Below are 17,882 nucleotides of genomic sequence, written 5' to 3'. Positions count from 1 at the left end.
CCCCTCTCCTTACAGGAGAGGGGTTCCCGCGCTTGATCATCAGGAAAAGGGAGACATCAGGAGGAGGGACATCCCCCGTTCCATCTCGTCGAGAGGCCGCCGCAAGCGCGCGCGAACCCCTCTCCTTACAGGAGAGGGGTTCCCCGCGCTTGGTCATGAGGGAAGCCGCTTCCGCTACGTCAGTTCCGCCGGCCCCCAGCACCTCCGGGCACCAGGGAGACGCAGAAGCGGCTGCAACTCAATCCGCCAGGAGCAGCAGCGAGTCCGTTTCCAGATCCAGCATGGCCTGCGCCCCGGGGTCGAGCAAAGCGCGGCCCGAGGTGAAGGCGGCGTCGACGGCGACCTCCGTGCCGGCCACCGCCACGAAATAGCGCATGGTCGAGCCCAGGAATTCGCGGCTCAGGACAGTGCAGGGCAGGGCCGCGCCGGCGATCGGCGCACCGAGCGGCACCAGCCGCGCATGCTGCGGCCGGAACACCAGCTTCGCCCCGGCCGGGCAGATCCGGTCGCCGATCGGGATGCCGGCGCCGCCCGGCAGCGCGAAGCGGCGCGCGCCGCCCTCGCCCTCGACCCCGCCCGCCAGGATATTGGCGGTGCCGAGGAAATTCGCGACGAAGAGGTTGGCCGGGCGCTCATAGAGCTCCATCGGCGTGCCGACCTGCTGGATCGTGCCGTCATTCATCACCGCGATGCGGTCGCAGATCGTGTTGGCCTCCTCCTGGTCATGGGTCACGAAGATCGTCGTCAGCCCGAGCCGCTGCTGCAGATCGCGCAGTTCGCGGCGCACCTGGACCCGCATCTTCGCGTCGAGATTGGACAGCGGCTCGTCGAGCAGCAGCACCTTCGGCTCCACGGCGACGGTGCGGGCCACGGCGACGCGCTGCTGCTGCCCGCCGGAGAGCTGCGAGGGGCGGCGATCGGCGAGATGCGACAGGCCGACCAGCCCGAGCGCGACATCGACCCGCCTCGCCACCTCCGCCCGCGACACGCCGCGCTCCTCGAGGCCGAAGGCGACGTTGCGGCGCACGCTCATATGCGGCCAGAGCGCATAGGATTGGAACACCATGCCGACATCGCGCTTCCAGGGCGGTAGCGCCGAGATGTCCCGTCCGCCGATCATCACCCGTCCCGTATCGGCCTGGTTGAAGCCGGCGATCAGCCGCAGCAGGGTCGTCTTGCCGCAGCCCGACGGGCCGAGAAAGGCGAAGAATTCGCCGGGCGCGATCGACAGATCGATGTCCTTCAGCACGTGATTGGTGCCGTAGGACAGGTTCACCCCCGAAATTTCCACGGCGACGGCCGGGGTCGAGAGGGTCGTATCCGCAGCGGCGCGGATTGCCGGATCGGCGCTCATCGTCACTGTCCCATGCCCTTCGCCTTCTGGCTGCGTTCGATGATGATATGCGAGAGGAGCGTGCAGGCGGCGACCAGCAGCACCGCGACGACGCCGAGCGCGGCGCCTGGCCCGCGCCCCGCCGCCGATTGCATGAAGACATAGAGCCCATAGGCCAGGGGCGCGTCGGAATTGGACTGCACCAGCATCAGCGTCGCCGAGAGCTCGACCGCCGCGGTCGAGAAGGAGGTGACGAAACCGGCCAGGATGCCGCCGGCCATCAGCGGCACGACGATCCGGCGAACGGTACGGGCCTTGGTGGCGCCGAGATTCTCCGCCGCCTCCTCGAGCGAGACGGAGATCTGCTGCAGGGCGGCATAGCAGGCGCGCAGCGCATAGGGCAGCCGCCGGATCGCCAGCGCCAGCACGATGGTGATCCAGAGCGTCGCCAGCGGCGTGCCGTCGGGCAGAGTGACGCCGTAGAAGGTCCGGAGATAGCCGATGCCGAGCACCACGCCGGGGATGGCGAGCGCCGCGGTCGCCATCCAGTCGAGCCATTCCCGCCCGATCAGCCTGGTGCGCAGCACGAGATAGGCGATCGCCACCCCCAGCACCACGTCGATGGCGCCGGCGATGCTGGCATAGATCAGCGTGTTCTTGATGTAGACCGAGCTCTCGCCGAAGACCCGGCCGTAATGCGCCAGGGTATAGGCGTCCGGCAGCGGCGAGAACGACCAGATCGTGGCGAAGGACAGGAGCAGCAGCCCGAGATGCGGCGCCAGCACCAGCGCCAGGATCAGCGCCACCACGCCATAGCCGAAGATCGCCTCGCCCGTCGTCATCCGCCGCCGCGCCAGCCCGCCGCCGCCGCGCTGGGTGGTGGCGTAGTCGCGACCCTTCATGGCGCGCGCCGAGAGCCACATGGCGAGGACCGAGGCGACGATCAGCACCACCGAGATGACATAGCCCATCGGGTCGGCGATGCCGATCGAGGTGACGCGGAGATAGGCCTGCGGCGCCAGCATGTCCTTGACGTTGAGCAGCAGCGGCGTCGCGAGATCGTCGAAGACCTTGACGAAGACCAGCGAGGCGCCGGCGAGATAGCCCGGCATGGCGAGCGGGAAGACGATGCGCCGGAACAGCCGGAAGCCGGAGCATCCGAGGTTCTGCGCCGCCTCCTCCATGGCCCGGTCGATATTGCGCAGGCTGGCCGAGAGGTTGATCAGGATGAACGGGAAATAATGCACCGACTGCACGAAGATGACGCCATTCAGCCCCTCCATGAAATCGAGCTTGAAGCCGAGATACTCGTCGAGGAGCAGGTTGATCGAGCCGTTGCGGCCGAAGAACAGCTGCATCGCCACCGCGCCGACGAAGGGCGGCATGATCAGCGGCAGGAAGCCGAGCGTCTGGACGATGGCGGCGCCGCGGAAGGCGTAGCGCGTCGTCAGATAGGCCAGGGGCAGGGCGAAGACCGAGGCCCAGACCACCGACATCGCCGAGACGTAGAAGGAATTCCACAGCGAGCGCATGAACAGCTCGGTGCGAAAGAAATCGTAGAAATTCACCAGGGTGAAGGTCGAGCTGCCCTTCTCGGTGAAGGCGACATAGATCACCGTCGCCACCGGCAGCACCAGGAACATCAGCAGGAAGGCGGTGATGGCCAGCGCCAGCGCGATCTGCCCCGGCGTGGCCGTGAGGCGGCGGGCGCGCGCTGCGGCGGGAAGGGTCTGCGAGACGATGGCCATGCGCATCCTGGTCGATGACGGCAAGGGCGCGGCGCGCACCGGGGGCACCGCGCCGCGGCGATCCCGATGGGCACCAGCCCGATGATGAGGGGGTGAAGGCGGCCCGTCGCGGGCCTCAATTCGCGGCCTTCAGCGCCTCCTCCGCCTTGGCCTTGGCCTTGGCGTATTGCTCGCGGGCGAAGCCGGCCCATTGGTTCTCGATCTCGGCCTGCCGCGCGCCCTTCTGCTTGTCGCCGGTGAAGGCGCCGCGCAGCTCGGGGCTCGCCGCCTGCGCTTCGCTCACCGGCATCGCCGCCAGCAGGAGCCGCGCCTCTTCGGCGAGCGCCTTGGCCTTGTCGTTGGGCTTCTTGGCCAGCGCCGCCTCGACCTCGTGCAGCACCTTGTTGACGCCCTTCAGCGCGTCGAGCTGGAAGGAGATCAGCTGGTCGAACAGCGTGTCGACCACGGCGGTGCGCTGTTCGGATTTGTCGACGTCGAAGCCGATCATCTTCTGGAAGCGCGGATCGGTGAAGGGGTTGGGGTAGTCGGGGCCGGCCTTGGCATAGACGGCCGGGTTGACCGGCAGGCGGCGGATGCCCTTGTCGAGCAGCACCTCCTGGCCGGCCGGCGACAGCAGGAACTCGATGAAGGCCTCGGCCGCCGCCTTGTTCGGCGGGTTGGCGACGATCGCGACATTGGCCGGCACCACCGTGGTGACGCTGGGATAGACGAATTTGACGGGGAAGCCCGAGGCCTGCGCCGAGAAGGCGAAGAAGTCGATGACGATGCCGACGCCGACCTGGCCGGAATTGACCTGCTCCGGCACACCGAAGGAGCGCTCGCTGATCCCCCGGAAATTGCCGGCCATCTCCTTGATGGTGCGCCAGCCCTTCTCCCAGCCCTCGCCCTGCAGGATCGTCTCGATCGTCAGATGGGTCGTGCCGGAGCGCGACGGGGCGGCGATCGAGACATGGTCGTAGAAGGCGGGCCTGGCGAGATCCTGCCAATCCTTCGGCTCGGGCAGGCGGTTCGCTCTGGCATAGCGCTCATTCCACATGATGCCGTAGCCCGAGGCCGCGAAGCCGAAATAATAGCCCTCGGGATCGTTGATAGGGTAGGAGCCGATCTTCTCGGGGATGCCGGCCGCCTTGGGCTTGTAGGCGGAGAGCAGCTTCTTGCCCTTCAGCACCTCGAAGGCGTCGGGAGCCGAAGCCCAGAACAGATCGACCTGGTTGTTGGCCCGGGTCTCCTCGACGAATTTCACCCCCGCATTGGTGTTGCGGTTCTGGACCTCCAGCGTCACGCCGGGAACGGCGGCCTCGAACGCCTTCTTGATCGGATCGGTGACGTCCTTCGAGAACGAGGTCACGACCGTGACCTTGCCGCCCGGCGCCTGCGCCAGGGCGCTGGTGGCGGTCAACAGGCCGAATGCGGCCGCAAGCGCGAACCTACGCGAAATCATGTGCTCTCCTCCCTGGCCGGCCGCGGCCATGGGGCCGCGCGGCACGTCGAACCGCCTTGCTGCGGTGTTGGTCACAAAACTGTCATGAAACGCCGACCAGTGTCACCCTCTGTTTCGGGGGCGACCGGTCCCGCCCCGTCAGGCCTGCCCGCTCGGCGCGAAGACCGACCAGCCGGTCGCTTCCGCCAGCCGCTCGAGCGCCAGCGTCCCCAGCATCGAATTGCCGTTGGCGTTCAGCCCCGGCGACCAGACGGCGATCGAGGCCTTGCCCGGAGCGATCGCCAAAATCCCGCCGCCGACGCCGGATTTGCCGGGCAGCCCGACGCGGAAGGCGAAATCGCCGGAGGCGTCGTAATGGCCGCAGGTCAGCATCAGCGCGTTGATCCGGCGCGCCCGCTGGGGCGAGACCACCCGCGCCGCCTGCCGGCCATGGCTGCCGCCCTGCATCAGGAAGCGCCCGGCCATGGCGAGCTGCCGGCAGCTCATCGCGATGGCGCATTGGTGGAAATAGACGCCGAGCGTCAGCTCCGGCGCATGGCGGATATTGCCGAAGGCCCGCATGTAATTCGCCAGCGCGATGTTGCGGAAGCCGGTCTCCTGCTCCGCCCTTGCGACCGCCTCGTCGATCACGATCGTCTCGTCATCGGCGAGATAGCGGACGAAGCGCAGCAATTCGCCGATGGCGAGCTTCGGCGCATGGCCGGCGAGGTTGACGTCGGCGACGACCAGCGCCCCGGCATTGATGAAGGGATTGCGCGGGATGCCCTGCTCGCGCTCCAGCTGCACGATCGAGTTGAACGGCGTGCCCGAGGGCTCGCGCCCCACCCTGCGCCACAGCGCATCGCCGATCTTGCCGAGCGCCTGCGTCAGCGCGAACACCTTCGAGACGCTCTGGATCGAGAAGGGCTGCTCGGAATCGCCCGCCTGATGGACCGTGCCGTCCGCGAGCACGACGCAGAGCCCGAATTGGCGAGGATCGATCCGCGCCAGCGGCGGGATATAGCTCGCCACGGTGCCGCGCTCGCTGCACGCCGCCATCTCGGCTGCGATGTCCGAGACGAGCCGCGCCAGATCGGTCACGCGCGCGGCCCCGCTGTCAGCCGGCCCGGCGATAGACCCAGACGCGGGCGGGCGGAATATTGCGCAGCACCCAATCCGAGACCTGCGATTTCAGGCCCGCGCCCTTGCGCGGCACCGGCGAGATCACGGAATAGGTGAACTGGATGAAGGGCGCCCCGTCGACGGCGAGCGAGAAGGCGTCCTTGACCAGGGCGCTCCGCTGGGCGGGGGGCCGGGTGAACAGCGGCAGGCTGGAGACGATCGCGCTCGCCTTCTCCGTGAGATGGCCGGCGAGCGTCGTCGACAGCGCATAGGCATCGCCCTCGACGATGGTCGCGCGCGGGAAGCGCTCGCGCAGGAGCGCGCAGAATTCCGGGCTGTACTCGACCAGGATCAGCCGGGATTCGTCGATGCCGCGGGCGATCAGCGCCTCGGTCACCGGGCCCGTGCCGGGGCCGATCTCGATCACCGGGCCGGGGCTGGCGGGGTCGACATAGGAGGCCATGCGCCGCGCCAGGAACGGGCTCGACGGCGTCACCGAACCGGTCCGCAGCGGGTCGTCGATCCAGGATTTGATGAAGCGGGCCTCGTCGCCGAGCTTGGTGCGGGCTTCGCCCGCCGCGCGCGAGACGCGCGTCTTCAGCTTGGTGGCCGTGCCGCGCACTTCGTCCTCGACCTTGTAGCGGGCGGCGCTTACCCGCAGCCGCGCCTCGGCGACGCTGTCCATGAAGTCGGCGGCCGTGACCCGGACCTCGCCCTCGATCCGCGCGGCCATGCCGCTGCCCCCGAGAGGGACTGGACGGCGCCGGCGCTGGGGAAGGGTGGTGGACATTGAGCCTCGTGTCCCGCCGCGAGCGCAGCGACAATGACAGTGCAATGACGTTAACCAGCAGACATATGGGGTCAAGAGGCTTGATTGGCCAGAGGCTTCTCGAGCGACCGGCCGAATTCGCCGGCTCCGCTCGCCTCAGAGCAGCGGGCGCGGTTCCAGCTCGCGGTCGAAGAGCGAGGCCATCCTGGCCGTCAGACGCGGGTTGAGCAGGGTCAGCCGGCCGCCGGACATGGCGAACAGCCCCGCGCGCCGCAGCCGCGCCCAGGTCTTGCTGGTATGCACCAGGGACAACCCCAGCGCATCGGCGAGCTGCTGCTGCGTCAGCGGGAACTGGAAACTATGGTCGTTCACCAGCCCCAGCGCATCGGCCCGGCGGTAGAGCGAGATCAGCAGCGCGGCGATCCGCTCCGAGGCGTTGCGCTGCCCCACCGACGTCAGATTCTCGTCGATCAGACTCTCCTCGCGCGAGCCCAGCCAGGCCACCTCATAGGCCAGGGCAGGCATCTTGACGAAGAGGTCCCAGATCCGCTTGCGCGGGAAGGTGCAGAGCTCGACATCGGTCAGCGCCTCGATGCCATGGGCGGAGGCGCTGAGCAGCGAGGCCTGCAGTCCCACCAGATCGCCCGGCAGCAGGAAATTCAGGATCTGCCGCCGGCCATCGGCCAGGGATTTGTAGCGGAAGGCCCAGCCGGAGAAGAGCGTGTAGAGCTCGGCATCCTCCTGCCCGGGATGGATGATGTCGGTGCCCGCGGCGACGAAACGATGCTCCAGCTTCGTCGCCTGAATGAAGCGCACCTCCTCATCGGATTTGTCCTTGAAAGCGGGTTTCATCCGCAGCGGACATGCGAGGCAGGGCACGGCAGGTTGGCCGCGGTGATCCGGCTTCATCATCGTCTATGAGAACTCCCGTCTCGTCACGTCACCCTTTGCGCAATTGCTGCGGCAGTTCAATAACTCAAGTAAGTTTCTCCCCCTCTCGCGTGGGGTCGGACTCCGTAACGGCAGTCCGTTGACGTGCGGAACCCCGAGGCCGGTCTAGACGTTGTCAAACGCGCCCGATCGAGCGGCGCTGCCCCCTTGAGAAGCCCGTGCATGTCGCCGAATCCTCCTGTCGCGAAACGCTCCCGCATGGGCCGTTTTTTCCGGACCGCTCTGGGCTTCTGGAGCGGCGCGACCCGGCTGCGGGCCTGGCTCCTGACCGGAACGGTGCTGCTCTTCGCCGCAGCGCAGATCGCGACCGCCGTCGCCGTCAATGGCTGGAACCGGCTGTTCTTCGACGCGCTCGAAAAGCGTGACGTCGCCGCGGTCTGGTCGGCCGTCGGCTGGCTGCCGCTGCTGGTGGTCGCTTCGGCCCTGACGCTGTCCTCCCTGGTCGTCAGCCGGATGCTTCTCCAGGCGCGCTGGCGGGAATATCTGACCGACCGGCTGGCCGGCTGGTGGATCGCCGATCAGCGCTATTACCGGATGCAGTTTACCGCGACCGAACAGACCGCGCCGGAATTCCGGATCGCCGAGGATGTCAGGCTCTCGGTCGAGCCGCTGGTGGAATTCGCCATCGGCCTGATCAGCGCCGCCGTCACCGCGGCGACCTTCGCCGCCATCCTCTGGCACGTCGCGGGCTCGGCCCGCTTCACCATCGGCGGCACCGAACTGGTGATCCCGAGCTATATGGCGCTGGCGGCGATCGTCTATGCGATCATCGCCTCCTTCGCCGCCTATTTCGCCGGGCGCCCGCTGGTCGGCCGGATCTCGGCCAAGAACGAGGCCGAGGCGCAGTTCCGCGCGGAGATGACGAGACTGCGGGAAAACGCCGAGAGCATCGCGCTGATCCGCGGCGATGCCGATGAGCGGCTCTCTGTGCGTGAGAATTACCGCCGCGTGCTCTCCGCCTGGTTCGGGGTGATCCGCCAGCAGGGCGTCGTCGCCCTCGTCCTCAACACCAATGGCGCGCTGTTCCCGATCGTGCCGCTACTGCTGATCGCCCCGAAATATCTGTCGGGCGAGGTCACGCTCGGCGCGGTGATGCAGGTCGTCGCGGCGTTCAGCGCCGTGCAGGCGGCACTGATCTGGTTCGTCGACAACTTCGTCCGCCTGGCCGAATGGTTCGCCTCCGTCGCCCGTGTCGACGAGCTGCAGGAGGCGATGGAGGCGCTGGATGTCGGCACCATCATGGAGGGCGAGACGCAGATCGCGCTGACCGAGAGCGAGGATGGCGCCATCCATCTGGAAAACCTCTCCGTCGCCCACAGCAATGGCCGCGTCGTCATCGCCGACGCCTCGGTCGTCATCAATCTCGGCGAGAAGGTGCTCGTCGTCGGCGAGAGCGGCACCGGCAAGAGCACGCTGATCCGGGCGCTGGCGGGGCTCTGGCCCTGGGGCTCGGGCTCGATCGCCGTGCCCCGCGGCAAGTCGATCGCCTTCGTGCCGCAGAAACCCTATCTGCCGATCGGCACGCTGCGCACGGTGGCGCTCTATCCGGAGGCCGAGAAACCTGTCGCCGACGAGGTTGTGGTTGCCGCGCTGAAGCGGTGCGGGCTGGCCTATATGGCGAAGCGCCTCGACGAGACCGAGCGCTGGGACCAGATCCTCTCCGGCGGCGAGCGCCAGCGCATGGCCTTCGCGCGCCTGCTGATCCAGCGCCCGGACATCATCATCATGGACGAGGCCACCTCCGCCCTGGACGAGGACAGCCAGGATTCTCTGCTGCGGCTGTTCGATCAGGAGCTCGCCCATGCCACGCTGATCAGCGTCGGCCATCGCCCGGGGCTCGAGGATTACCACGAGCGCAAGATCACGCTGGAGAAGCGCCTCGCCGGCGCCCATCTCACCTCGCGCCGGCTGGGCAAGTCGCTGTGGCGGCTGTTCAGGCAGCACAAGGCCGCCAACGACACGGCGACGTGAACGGCGCGCGCTGCGCCTCGGACGGAACCAACCGGATGAATCGGCGTTAACATCTGCAGAAACCGGCCATATCGGCCGATCCAGAGCGCCGGGAGAGACAGATGTTGAACGACAGCCTTGCCCCGATCAAGCGCGGCCTCGCCTTCTTCGGCGTCATGGGCGCCGCGGTCGCGGCCCTGACCTTCGGCGCCGATCTCCAGATTCCAACCGACCAGAGCTCGACCACCGTGGCGCAGGCCAAGCTCGAGCGGAAGGTCCCGACCGATGTCCGCTTCGCCGCCGTCGATCCGGCCCAGCGCAGCGTCGGTGCCACCAAGCGCGCCATCGCCGGCCCGCAGCAGGCTCTGAACCAGACCTCCACCGCCGCCGCGATTCTGCGCTGAGGCGCCGGAACTTTCGTCCGCACACCACGTTGTCATGACAGCGCTCCCCTCGCGCGATCCACTTCAAAGCCGCCTTTGGGCGGCTTGTTTTTTTGGAAAAGATGCGAAGGTCGCGGCAGCTTTTCGGCCGAGGGTTTCATGTATCTCCGCATCCGCCACGCCACCACCTACAGCTATGCAGGCCCGGTCCAGTTCGGCCCCCACCGCCTGATGCTGCGCCCGCGCGACAGTTTCGACCTGCGCGTCGTCGACACTTCGCTGCGCATCACCCCGGCGGCGCGGCTGCGCTGGATGCACGATGCCTATGGCAATTCCGTCGCCATCGCGAATTTCACCGAAAAGGCCGACAAGCTCGACATCGTCAGCGAATTGCTGGTCCAGCGCTTCGGCTCGGCCATGCCGCGCACCCAGATCGAGCCCGACGCGGCAATCACCGGCGTCGTCTATTCCGAGGCGGAACGGGCTGTGCTGCAGCCCTATCTGAACGAGGCGGCGGCCGATCCCGATCAGGTGCTGGAGCGCTGGCTCGCCGATTTCCGCGCCCGCATCGGCCAGGGCAGCGGGCATCTGCTGCGCGACCTCGCCCATGAGATCTATGGTGGGCTCTCCTATGCGCTGCGCTATGACGAGGGCACCCAGCATCCGGCCGACACCATCCGCCAGGGCTCGGGCTCCTGCCGCGACTATGCCTGGCTGTTCATCGAGCTCGCCCGGCGCATGGGCTTCGCCGCGCGCTTCGTCACCGGCTATATCCATGACCGCTCGCCGGACGCCAACGGGCTCGTCTCCAGCGTCGGGCTGACCCATGCCTGGGCCGATGTCTTCATCCCCAATGACGGCTGGGTCGAGTTCGATCCGACCAACGACCTCGTCGCCGACCGGCAATTGCTGCGGGTCGCCGTGGCGCGCATCCCGGAAGACGCCTCTCCGGTCCAGGGCAGCTTCACCGGGCTGACCGGCTCCTTCCTCGGATTGAGCGTCGGCGTCACCATCGAGACGGTCGACGCGCCGGGCTGAGACAACCCCCGAGACCGTCAGACCCGGTGGCGGACCTGCCAGGCGCCGAGCAGCCGCCCCTGCGGCGCGCGGCTCTGCACCGCTTCCACCTGCGCCAGCAGCCCTGCGAACAGCTTGGGCGGCGCGCTATGGGCGACCTCGCGATCCGCCTCGATGGTGATCTCGATCGTCTCCGGGTCGAGATCGACGACCGAGAGCCGCAGCGCGACGCCCGGCTCCGAGCGGAGGCCGCGCGACGCCACGTCGACGATCAGGAATCCGAGCGGGATGATCCGGTCGACGGAGAGCACCGCGCCGGTATCGACGAGGCTCGACAGCCAATTGTCCCGCGCATCGAGCAGATTGGCGATCATTGTCGCGACATCCTCGATGAACAGCTCGACCCGCACCGGCTGCATCTCGCCATCGGCCAAAGTGAAGCGATAGGCGGCGGAGAGCACATGGACGCGGCATTCCGCATCGGCCAGGGCCATGCGAGCCTCGCCGCGATAATCGCGCTTGGTCAGGCCGATATAGCTCTGCACGACCTGCAGGCTGTTCTTGACGCGGTGGTGCAGCTCGCGGACCAGGAACCGATTATCGTCGAGCGCGGTCTGCAGCCGGCGCTGGCGCACCTCCTGCTCGTCGACCATGGTGTTGAAGGCTTCCGCCACGCTGCGGATGTCATAGGGCATGTCCGGCGCCACGACGGCGCGCGCGGTCGAGAGCGTGGTGCGGGCGCGCGCCGCAGCCTCAATATTGCGCAGCCAATGGATGCAATGCCGGTCGATGGCGCGCAGATACACGAGGCAGAGCAGGATCAGCGTCAGCAGCGGCGCGAGCAGCAGCACCAGAAACTGCGTCCGCGCCGCGCGTGCCAGCGCGGTGTCGAAGCTGGCGATCACGTAGAGATCGGGCTCCGCGATCATCCGCGCGGTATAGATGCGGGATTCGCCGCTGCGGCTGTCCGCCTCCCAGCGCGCGGTCTGCGCCGGCAGGACATCCTTCGCCGGCAGCCAGTCGGTGCCGCTGCCGGTCGCGCCGCGCGCGACGATGACGCCGGATTGCCGGCTGACCAGCGCCGATTGCAGCCCGGATTCCGCCTCGCCGAGATTGAACACCTGCTGCAGCAGATCGGGGTCGACCAGCAGCAGCCCTTCCTGGAACGGCTTGGCGAGATCGTCGTCGCGGGCATAGACCGCGAGATAGCGGCGCCCGCCCATCGCCACGTAATCATAGCGCGCCTGGGTCAGCATCGCCCCGGCCCAGACCTCTCCGGCAGGCCGCGCCCGCAGCGAGATCATCGCCTGTTCCAGCTGCGGCGCCTGCACGGTCGGATCCGAGGAAGCGGCGCAGATGCGGGCCTCGCCGAGAATATAGAGCGCGCGGTAGCCGGGGATCTGTTCGAGCAGGCGCCCCGCCGCGGCGGAGCAGGCCTCGGAGCCCTCTTCCGCCTGCCGGCTCAAGGTCGCGCCGCTGGCCAGGAGCGAGCGCAGGATGCCGCGATACCAGACGCGCGCGCGGATGACGTAATCATCGCCCGTGCGCTTATGCGCCGTCTCGATCCCGGAGGTGACCGTCTGATACGTCGTCGTCGCCGTGATCGCGGTCAGGCAGGCGATCGGGAGAGCGATCCCGATCAGCAGTGCCAGAAGCCGGCCGCGGACAGTCCTGAACGACGCCAGCCTCATCAGAGGCCGACGATTTCGGAGCCGCCCCTTTGAATGGCGGCCGTGCTCTTTCGATCGGGCCCGAGATCGTCGACCCCGCCAATCGACAAGAGTTCGGCCAGCTTGGTCCGCGCCCGGTTGACGCGGCTCTTGATGGTCCCGATGGCGACGCCGCAGATTTCCGCCGTCTCCTCATAGGAGAGGCCGGTCGCGCCGACCATGATCAGCACTTCGCGCTGCTCTTCCGGCAGTTTCGCCAGGGCCTTGCGGAAATCGGCGAGGTCGAGATGGCTCTCCTGATTGCCATGCGTCGCCAGACGCTCGGCATAGGTTCCTTCGCTGTCCTGCACCTCGCGGCCGCGCTTGCGGTAGAGCGAGTAATAGGTGTTGCGCAGGATCGTGAACAGCCAGGCGCGCAGGCTGGTACCGGGCTCGAACTTCTCCGAATTGCCCCAGGCCTTCAGCAGCGTATCCTGCACGAGATCGTCGGCGAGCTGCATGGAGCCCGAGAGCGAGGCCGCAAAAGCCCGCAAATTCGGGATCTCCTTGATCAACCCGTCCTTGAAATCAGACGCGCTCATGAGAGGTTCCCGTTCTTGGCCCGCATCTCCTGCGCTTCGAGCTGCGCCAGAAGCACCAGAAACTTGTCCGGGACCGGCGTGTTGACGATGTCGTCGTAATGCGCCTTCAGCGAACGTCCGATCGATTCCTGGATGCGGGGGTCGAGGACGAGCTCGGCCTCGTCACCGCCCTCGCCTCCGGATCTCGCCATCGGCACATTGCTCTTGCTCATGTCAGCCCTCGCGCCAAAGCAGGCCCGCTTTTCCAGCAGGTCCTGCACACAGTCTCAAATAACTGCGGTCGGGGCTTCGCAAACACCCAGTCCGCCGGAAGCCGGTCGCCATGCGCAACCGACACTTCCACGCGTAGACAATGGCTGGTTTCCGGGAAAGTTCCATGATCGGCAAAAAATAAATTGCTTGTCTTGAGGGGGTTGTCAGTGCTCATTTCCGCGACTTCAACGGGATTTTCTGCATGTCGATCGCGAAAGAAATTGCGCCTCATCTGCCGTATCTGCGCCGGTTCGCCCGGGCGTTGAGTGGCACCCAGGCCAGCGGCGATGCCTATGTGGTGGCCATGCTCGAAGCGCTGGTTCTCGACCCGGCCTCCTTCCCCACCGGGCTGGAGCCGCGCATCGGCCTGTATCGCATCTTTCTCCGGATGTGGTCGTCCGTCAGCCTGAACACGGCCGGCACGCCCGTCGCCGAAATTTCCCGCAATCCGGCCGAGCGCAATCTCGAGGCCCTGACCCCGCGCCCGCGCCAGGCCTTCCTGCTGCGCACCGTCGAGGGCTTCTCGATCGACGAGGTCGCTGCGATCATGGATGTCCCGGCCGCGGAAGCCACGGCGCTGATCCAGGCCGCCGGCCAGGAGATCGCCGAGCAGGTCGCGACCGACGTTTTGATCATCGAGGACGAGCCTATCATCGCGCTCGACATCGAGACGATGGTCCAGGAGCTCGGCCATACCGTCACCGGCATCGCCCGCACCCATCGCGAGGCGGTGGCGCTGGTCGCCTCCAAGCGGCCGGGCCTGGTGCTTGCCGACATCCAGCTGGCCGATGGCAGCTCGGGTCTCGATGCGGTGAACGAGATCCTGTCCTCGATCGACGTGCCGGTGATCTTCATCACCGCCTATCCCGAGCGGCTGCTGACGGGCGATAGGCCCGAGCCCGCCTTCCTGATCACCAAGCCGTTCCAGCCGGAGGCGGTCAAGGCCGCGATCAGCCAGGCGCTGTTCTTCGACCGGCGTGCCGGGCGCAAGGCGGCCTGAGCCGTCGCGCCGTGATCCGCCCGGACAATCGGCTAGCAGCCGGCGTGTCGCCGGCTGTCGCCGTGTTCGCTGCGATGCAGGGCTCCCAACTCTTCCTCGGCGCCCACCGGCTGCCAGCGCGCCTGGAACTGACGCGACGCCGCGTCGTCGGCGTGCCTTTGCGCCCCGAGAATGGCGAGAGCCTCCCCCGTGCCGAAGCCCGCGTCCAGCAGCGCCTCGAGAGCGAGGAAGGGCGGCGCTTCGCAATGCCCGTCGTCGCCGAGCAGGATCGGTCGCGGAGCAGCCTTGAGAAATCTGTGAGCTACCAGCATGGGCCTATCCGTGGGATGGTGAGAAACGAACGCCCGCATCTCGCCAGAGTTCCTGCCTATGCCGGGATTATGAGCGGTTTGCGGCGGTTGCAGGCCGATTTCACGTCAGGAGAACAGGCATGCTGACACGCCCTCTCTGGATCTCGGCGGCGATGGTCGCCTGCGCCACGCTGGGATGGGGACCTGCGGCCCTCGCCCAGGGTGGCCCGCCCTCCGGCCGCTTGTCTTGCAACATCAGCCAGGGCCTGGCGCCGGTGGCGAGCGGCCAGCGCCCGGTGAATTGCCGCTATTCGCCGCGCCGCGGCCCCGACCAGCGCTATAGCGCGACCATCCGCAGCTTCGGCATCGATCTCGGCTCGATCAAGGCGACCACCATGTCCTGGCGGGTCTATGGCCCCTATGCGCGGGCCCCGCTGGGCGCGCTCGAAGGCGCCTACAGGACCGGGCGCGGCGTCTCCGGCAATGGGCTCGTCGGCGGGCCCGATGGCGGGGTGGTGCTCCTGCCGCTCGGGCTGCAGGGTGCCCGCGGCGTCAATGCCGCGGTCGGCGTCACGGCTTTCGAGCTGAAGACGCGGGAATCGCGACGTCGTTGAGCGGTGGTTACAGTTTGCTAACGATAAGCCTTCAATTTAAGTCAAATGCGACGTTACCGCGGCCGCGGCGCTGCTTCGGACAGGAACATCGAGGAAAAGCTGACGTTGTCCTGCCAAGTTCCAATGCCTGTTTTCGTGGAAGGAGGGCGGATTGATGTCTGATGTCCGTATCCTGATTGTTGAAGACGATCCTTTTATTGCCATGGACATCGAATCCGCGGTGGCCGAGGAGCTCGGCGACGACGCGGTGATGCTGATCGTCGCCTCGGTCGAGGCTGCCAAGCGCGAAGCCGCCAAGAACTGGTCCTGCGCCCTGCTCGACATCGACGTCGTCGGCGGCAAGACCTTCGACGTCGCTGCGAGCCTGCTGCAGAACGGCGTGCCCTTCGCCTTCGTCTCCGGCTCGACCCCGCTCGACGTGCCCAAGCCCCTGCGTGACGTGCAGTTCCTGCGCAAGCCCTTTTCGACGACCGACATCGTCAGCTTCGTCGCCAGCGCCGTCGACTCGCGCTGAGCGGCCGCGCCGCCCTCAGCCTCGCTTCGGAAAGACGAGGCTGATCCGGGTCCCGGGGCGCGCGGCGGCGGGATCGACCGCAGCGCTCTCCATGGTGGCGCCCATGCTGCGCAGCATCGAGGCGACCACGGTATGACCCAGACCCTTGGCCTCCTTGCCTGATCCGAGGCCGACACCGTCATCCTCGATGGTCAGCAGCAGCGCCTCGTCCTCCGGCGACGCTCCCTTCGTCTCTTGGAAGCTGACGCGGATGCGTCCGGGCTGGCCGGCCGGAAACGCGTGTTTGATGGCGTTGGTCACCAGCTCGTTGACGATCACCACGAAGGAGACGGCGTCCTTTCCCGGCAGGCGGATGGCGCCCATGTCGAGCTCGATCGCGATCGGCCTTCCATCCGCGGCGCGGCCGATCTCGGCCAGGAGATCCTCCATATAGGGCTGCGCGTCGATCTCGTCGGTGGCCAGGTTGAGGCGCAGGCGCCTCTGCCCGGCGGCGATCGCCTGGATGCGCGACTGCGCCTGCGCGAGAGCGTCCTTGACGGCGGGCTCGCCGCTCTGCCGGCTCTGCACGCTCAGCAGCGCCGAGACCATGGCGAGGTTGTTGCCGACGCGATGGCTGACATCGCCGAGCAGAGCCTCGATCCGCAGCCGCTCGTTCTCGAGCTCCTGCGTCCGCTCGCCGACCAGCCGCTCGAGCTCGGCATTGCTGACGGCCAGCAGGCGGCTGCGGCGCTGCCGCATCCGCAATTGCAGCCAGGCGGCGAAGGCCAGCGCCGCCAGCGCGATGACGATGCCGATGCTGGCGAGCAGCCGGCGCTCCGCTTCCCGCTGGTTGAGCTCGACCAGCCGCAAATTCTCGGCGAGCTGGATCTGCTGGGTGATGGAGCGCAGGCTCGTCATCGCCGCTCCGCCGCCGCCGGCGCGCAGCGCGGCGACCGCCTGGGCGACGCGGCCGCTGCGGGCGAGCTCGACGGTGCTTTCCAGCTCCCCGATCTTGGTGGCGGTGAGGGCGCGCAGCTGGGCGACGCGGTCGCGCTGCGCTTGGTCGCCGGCGACCAGATCCTCTAGCGCCTCGAGCTCCGGGAAGGCGCGCGAGCGGCCATTCGCATAGGGTGTGAGATAGCTCTCGTCGGCGGTCAGCAGGAAGCCGCGCTGCCCGGTCTCGGCATCGCGGAGATGGCCGAGGAAGCGCTCGGCCCGCTCGCGGATCGCGATGGAATGGGAGACCTCGTTCGCCGCCTTCTGCGCCCCGGCATTGATCCAGGCCGCGACGGTGATGGAGATGGCGACCACCGCGATGGCGACGATGGTCGAGGTGGCCGAACGCAGCTTCGGCCCGAAGCTCGGCAGGACAGGCAATGCGAAGCGGCCTTGCGGCCCGGCGTGCGAGTTCATGCGGTCTTCTAAACGAACTCGCCGCCAGGCCCTATGTAAAAAGACGTATCTGATCGGCAGGGTCGTGAGGCCGTCAGACCTCGTCGCGGCGGAACAGCCGCCGGCCGATGACCAGCCCCAGCACTACGACGCCACCCACCGCCGCCGTCCGCCAGTTCATGTTCTTGGACTTGGCGAATTTGGCGGCGAAAGGCGCCGCCATCAACGCCGTCTGCGCCATCGGCAGCGGCCGCGACGGCCGCGGCTTGTTCTTCACATAGGAAGCCAGGCCGATGCTGAGGAGCGCGAACAGGAACAGGCCGCCCGCGATCCAGAGGCTCGCCGCGACGACACCCTGCGTAAAGGCGATGTAGCTGTGGAGTGCGCTCAGCCCATAGCCGAGCGCACAGACCATCAGCAGCCCCGCCAGCCCGTAAAGCGCGAGAACCGTGACGTTTCGCTTGACGACGCCGGAGACTTCCGACGCCACATAGGTCCCGAGCGCCCCGAACATGGCTCAGCGCGACGCCAGGAAGCCGACGAACAGGCCGACCGCCGCAGCCAGGCCGAGAGCCCGCATCGGGCGCTCCTGGACCTCCTGCATGATCATCCGCTGGAGATCGCCGACCTGCTCGCGCGCGACGTCGCCGAGCCGGTCCGTATCGACGCCGACCGAGCGCAGCGTCGCGTTGACACCGGCCGCGACCTCCTCGGCCCCGCGCGTCAGGCTGGCCTCGATGTCACCGGCATGGCGCTTCACCTCCTCGCCGGCCTGGCGCGCCTTGTTTGCGGCGGTCTCGGCGGCGGAGCCGATCTCGTCCTTGGCGCGTTCGAAGCTGGAACCGGTTTCGGATTTGTTGGAAGAGGGATTGGTGTTGGCCATGGCGGGTTTTCCTG

19 protein-coding genes are annotated in these 17,882 nt (G+C 67.6%); 6 read left to right on the top strand and 13 right to left on the bottom strand.

All coding sequences use genetic code 11. From position 1 onward, the window contains the following. Positions 1-238 precede the first annotated feature (238 nt). The 6 genes from ASG72_RS04790 to ASG72_RS04765 all read right to left on the bottom strand — a co-directional run bounded on the left by ASG72_RS04790 (position 239) and on the right by ASG72_RS04765 (position 7,244). On the bottom strand, positions 239-1,354 hold the full coding sequence (locus ASG72_RS04790) for an ABC transporter ATP-binding protein (protein WP_056709525.1): 1,116 nt from the start codon (positions 1,352-1,354) through the stop codon (positions 239-241). Positions 1,355-1,356: 2 nt separating this feature from the next. Next, the gene (locus ASG72_RS04785; RefSeq protein WP_156395794.1) at positions 1,357-3,081 is read right to left on the bottom strand and encodes an iron ABC transporter permease; all 1,725 of its coding nucleotides are present in this window, start codon (positions 3,079-3,081) and stop codon (positions 1,357-1,359) included. Positions 3,082-3,196: 115 nt separating this feature from the next. Continuing rightward, entirely contained in the window at positions 3,197-4,522 is a 1,326-nt protein-coding gene (locus ASG72_RS04780; RefSeq protein ID WP_056709520.1) for an extracellular solute-binding protein, read from the bottom strand. A 138-nt stretch (positions 4,523-4,660) separates the two neighbouring features. Further along, complete coding sequence (locus tag ASG72_RS04775; protein WP_056709518.1) at positions 4,661-5,602, bottom strand: glutaminase; 942 nt, start codon at positions 5,600-5,602, stop codon at positions 4,661-4,663. 16 nt (positions 5,603-5,618) lie between these two features. Beyond that, the gene (locus ASG72_RS04770) at positions 5,619-6,356 is read right to left on the bottom strand and encodes a methyltransferase domain-containing protein (protein ID WP_244488694.1); all 738 of its coding nucleotides are present in this window, start codon (positions 6,354-6,356) and stop codon (positions 5,619-5,621) included. Positions 6,357-6,548: 192 nt separating this feature from the next. Next, a complete protein-coding gene (locus ASG72_RS04765) occupies positions 6,549-7,244 on the bottom strand; it encodes a Crp/Fnr family transcriptional regulator (protein WP_244488693.1) in 696 nt (231 codons plus the stop codon). A gap of 297 nt (positions 7,245-7,541) precedes the next feature. Between ASG72_RS04765 and ASG72_RS04760 the strand changes: the two genes are divergently transcribed. The 3 genes from ASG72_RS04760 to ASG72_RS04750 all read left to right on the top strand — a co-directional run bounded on the left by ASG72_RS04760 (position 7,542) and on the right by ASG72_RS04750 (position 10,714). Then, positions 7,542-9,314, top strand: coding sequence for an ABC transporter ATP-binding protein/permease (locus tag ASG72_RS04760; RefSeq protein WP_056709511.1), 1,773 nt, complete (start codon positions 7,542-7,544; stop codon positions 9,312-9,314). Between the two features lie 101 nt (positions 9,315-9,415). Continuing rightward, positions 9,416-9,697 (top strand): hypothetical protein, encoded by a 282-nt coding sequence (locus tag ASG72_RS04755; RefSeq protein WP_056709505.1) that lies wholly within the window; start codon positions 9,416-9,418, stop codon positions 9,695-9,697. Between the two features lie 138 nt (positions 9,698-9,835). Then, the gene (locus ASG72_RS04750) at positions 9,836-10,714 is read left to right on the top strand and encodes a transglutaminase family protein (RefSeq protein ID WP_056709504.1); all 879 of its coding nucleotides are present in this window, start codon (positions 9,836-9,838) and stop codon (positions 10,712-10,714) included. 17 nt (positions 10,715-10,731) lie between these two features. Here the strand turns inward: ASG72_RS04750 and ASG72_RS04745 are convergent, their stop codons facing one another. Genes ASG72_RS04745 through ASG72_RS04735 form a run of 3 tightly spaced genes read right to left on the bottom strand, consistent with a single transcriptional unit; the run spans position 10,732 to position 13,156 of the window. Beyond that, positions 10,732-12,384: a sensor histidine kinase gene (locus tag ASG72_RS04745; RefSeq protein WP_056709503.1), complete on the bottom strand. Its 1,653-nt coding sequence runs from the start codon at positions 12,382-12,384 to the stop codon at positions 10,732-10,734. Further along, positions 12,384-12,944, bottom strand: coding sequence for a sigma-70 family RNA polymerase sigma factor (locus tag ASG72_RS04740; protein WP_056709502.1), 561 nt, complete (start codon positions 12,942-12,944; stop codon positions 12,384-12,386). Before ASG72_RS04740 ends, ASG72_RS04745 begins: the two co-directional genes overlap by 1 nt. Continuing rightward, positions 12,941-13,156 carry a NepR family anti-sigma factor gene (locus tag ASG72_RS04735; RefSeq protein ID WP_056709500.1) on the bottom strand — a complete coding sequence of 72 codons (216 nt, stop codon included), beginning with the start codon at positions 13,154-13,156 and terminating at the stop codon, positions 12,941-12,943. Before ASG72_RS04735 ends, ASG72_RS04740 begins: the two co-directional genes overlap by 4 nt. Positions 13,157-13,398: 242 nt before the next feature. On the opposite strand from ASG72_RS04735, the gene ASG72_RS04730 reads away from it, so the two are divergent. Next, entirely contained in the window at positions 13,399-14,196 is a 798-nt protein-coding gene (locus tag ASG72_RS04730) for a response regulator (RefSeq protein ID WP_056709498.1), read from the top strand. Between the two features lie 32 nt (positions 14,197-14,228). Here the strand turns inward: ASG72_RS04730 and ASG72_RS04725 are convergent, their stop codons facing one another. Further along, a complete protein-coding gene (locus ASG72_RS04725) occupies positions 14,229-14,507 on the bottom strand; it encodes a hypothetical protein (protein ID WP_056709492.1) in 279 nt (92 codons plus the stop codon). A 119-nt stretch (positions 14,508-14,626) separates the two neighbouring features. On the opposite strand from ASG72_RS04725, the gene ASG72_RS04720 reads away from it, so the two are divergent. Together ASG72_RS04720 and ASG72_RS04715 are read left to right on the top strand one after the other, a co-directional pair. Continuing rightward, positions 14,627-15,100: a DUF992 domain-containing protein gene (locus tag ASG72_RS04720; protein WP_056709487.1), complete on the top strand. Its 474-nt coding sequence runs from the start codon at positions 14,627-14,629 to the stop codon at positions 15,098-15,100. A gap of 202 nt (positions 15,101-15,302) precedes the next feature. Continuing rightward, complete coding sequence (locus ASG72_RS04715) at positions 15,303-15,614, top strand: hypothetical protein (RefSeq protein ID WP_056709486.1); 312 nt, start codon at positions 15,303-15,305, stop codon at positions 15,612-15,614. A gap of 15 nt (positions 15,615-15,629) precedes the next feature. Here the strand turns inward: ASG72_RS04715 and ASG72_RS04710 are convergent, their stop codons facing one another. From ASG72_RS04710 to ASG72_RS04700, 3 genes are all read right to left on the bottom strand, one after another. Beyond that, the gene (locus ASG72_RS04710) at positions 15,630-17,006 is read right to left on the bottom strand and encodes a CHASE3 domain-containing protein (protein ID WP_056709485.1); all 1,377 of its coding nucleotides are present in this window, start codon (positions 17,004-17,006) and stop codon (positions 15,630-15,632) included. A gap of 73 nt (positions 17,007-17,079) precedes the next feature. Continuing rightward, on the bottom strand, positions 17,080-17,499 hold the full coding sequence (locus ASG72_RS04705; RefSeq protein ID WP_056709484.1) for a hypothetical protein: 420 nt from the start codon (positions 17,497-17,499) through the stop codon (positions 17,080-17,082). Between the two features lie 3 nt (positions 17,500-17,502). After that, positions 17,503-17,868, bottom strand: a complete 366-nt coding sequence (locus ASG72_RS04700) for a hypothetical protein (protein ID WP_056709483.1) — start codon at positions 17,866-17,868, stop codon at positions 17,503-17,505. Between the last annotated feature and the right edge of the window lie 14 nt (positions 17,869-17,882).

The sequence above is a fragment of the Allobosea sp. Leaf344 genome (assembly GCF_001426225.1).
In the GTDB taxonomy this organism is placed as follows: Bacteria; Pseudomonadota; Alphaproteobacteria; order Rhizobiales; family Beijerinckiaceae; genus Allobosea.
This window is presented reverse-complemented; position numbering and strand designations above follow the sequence as displayed.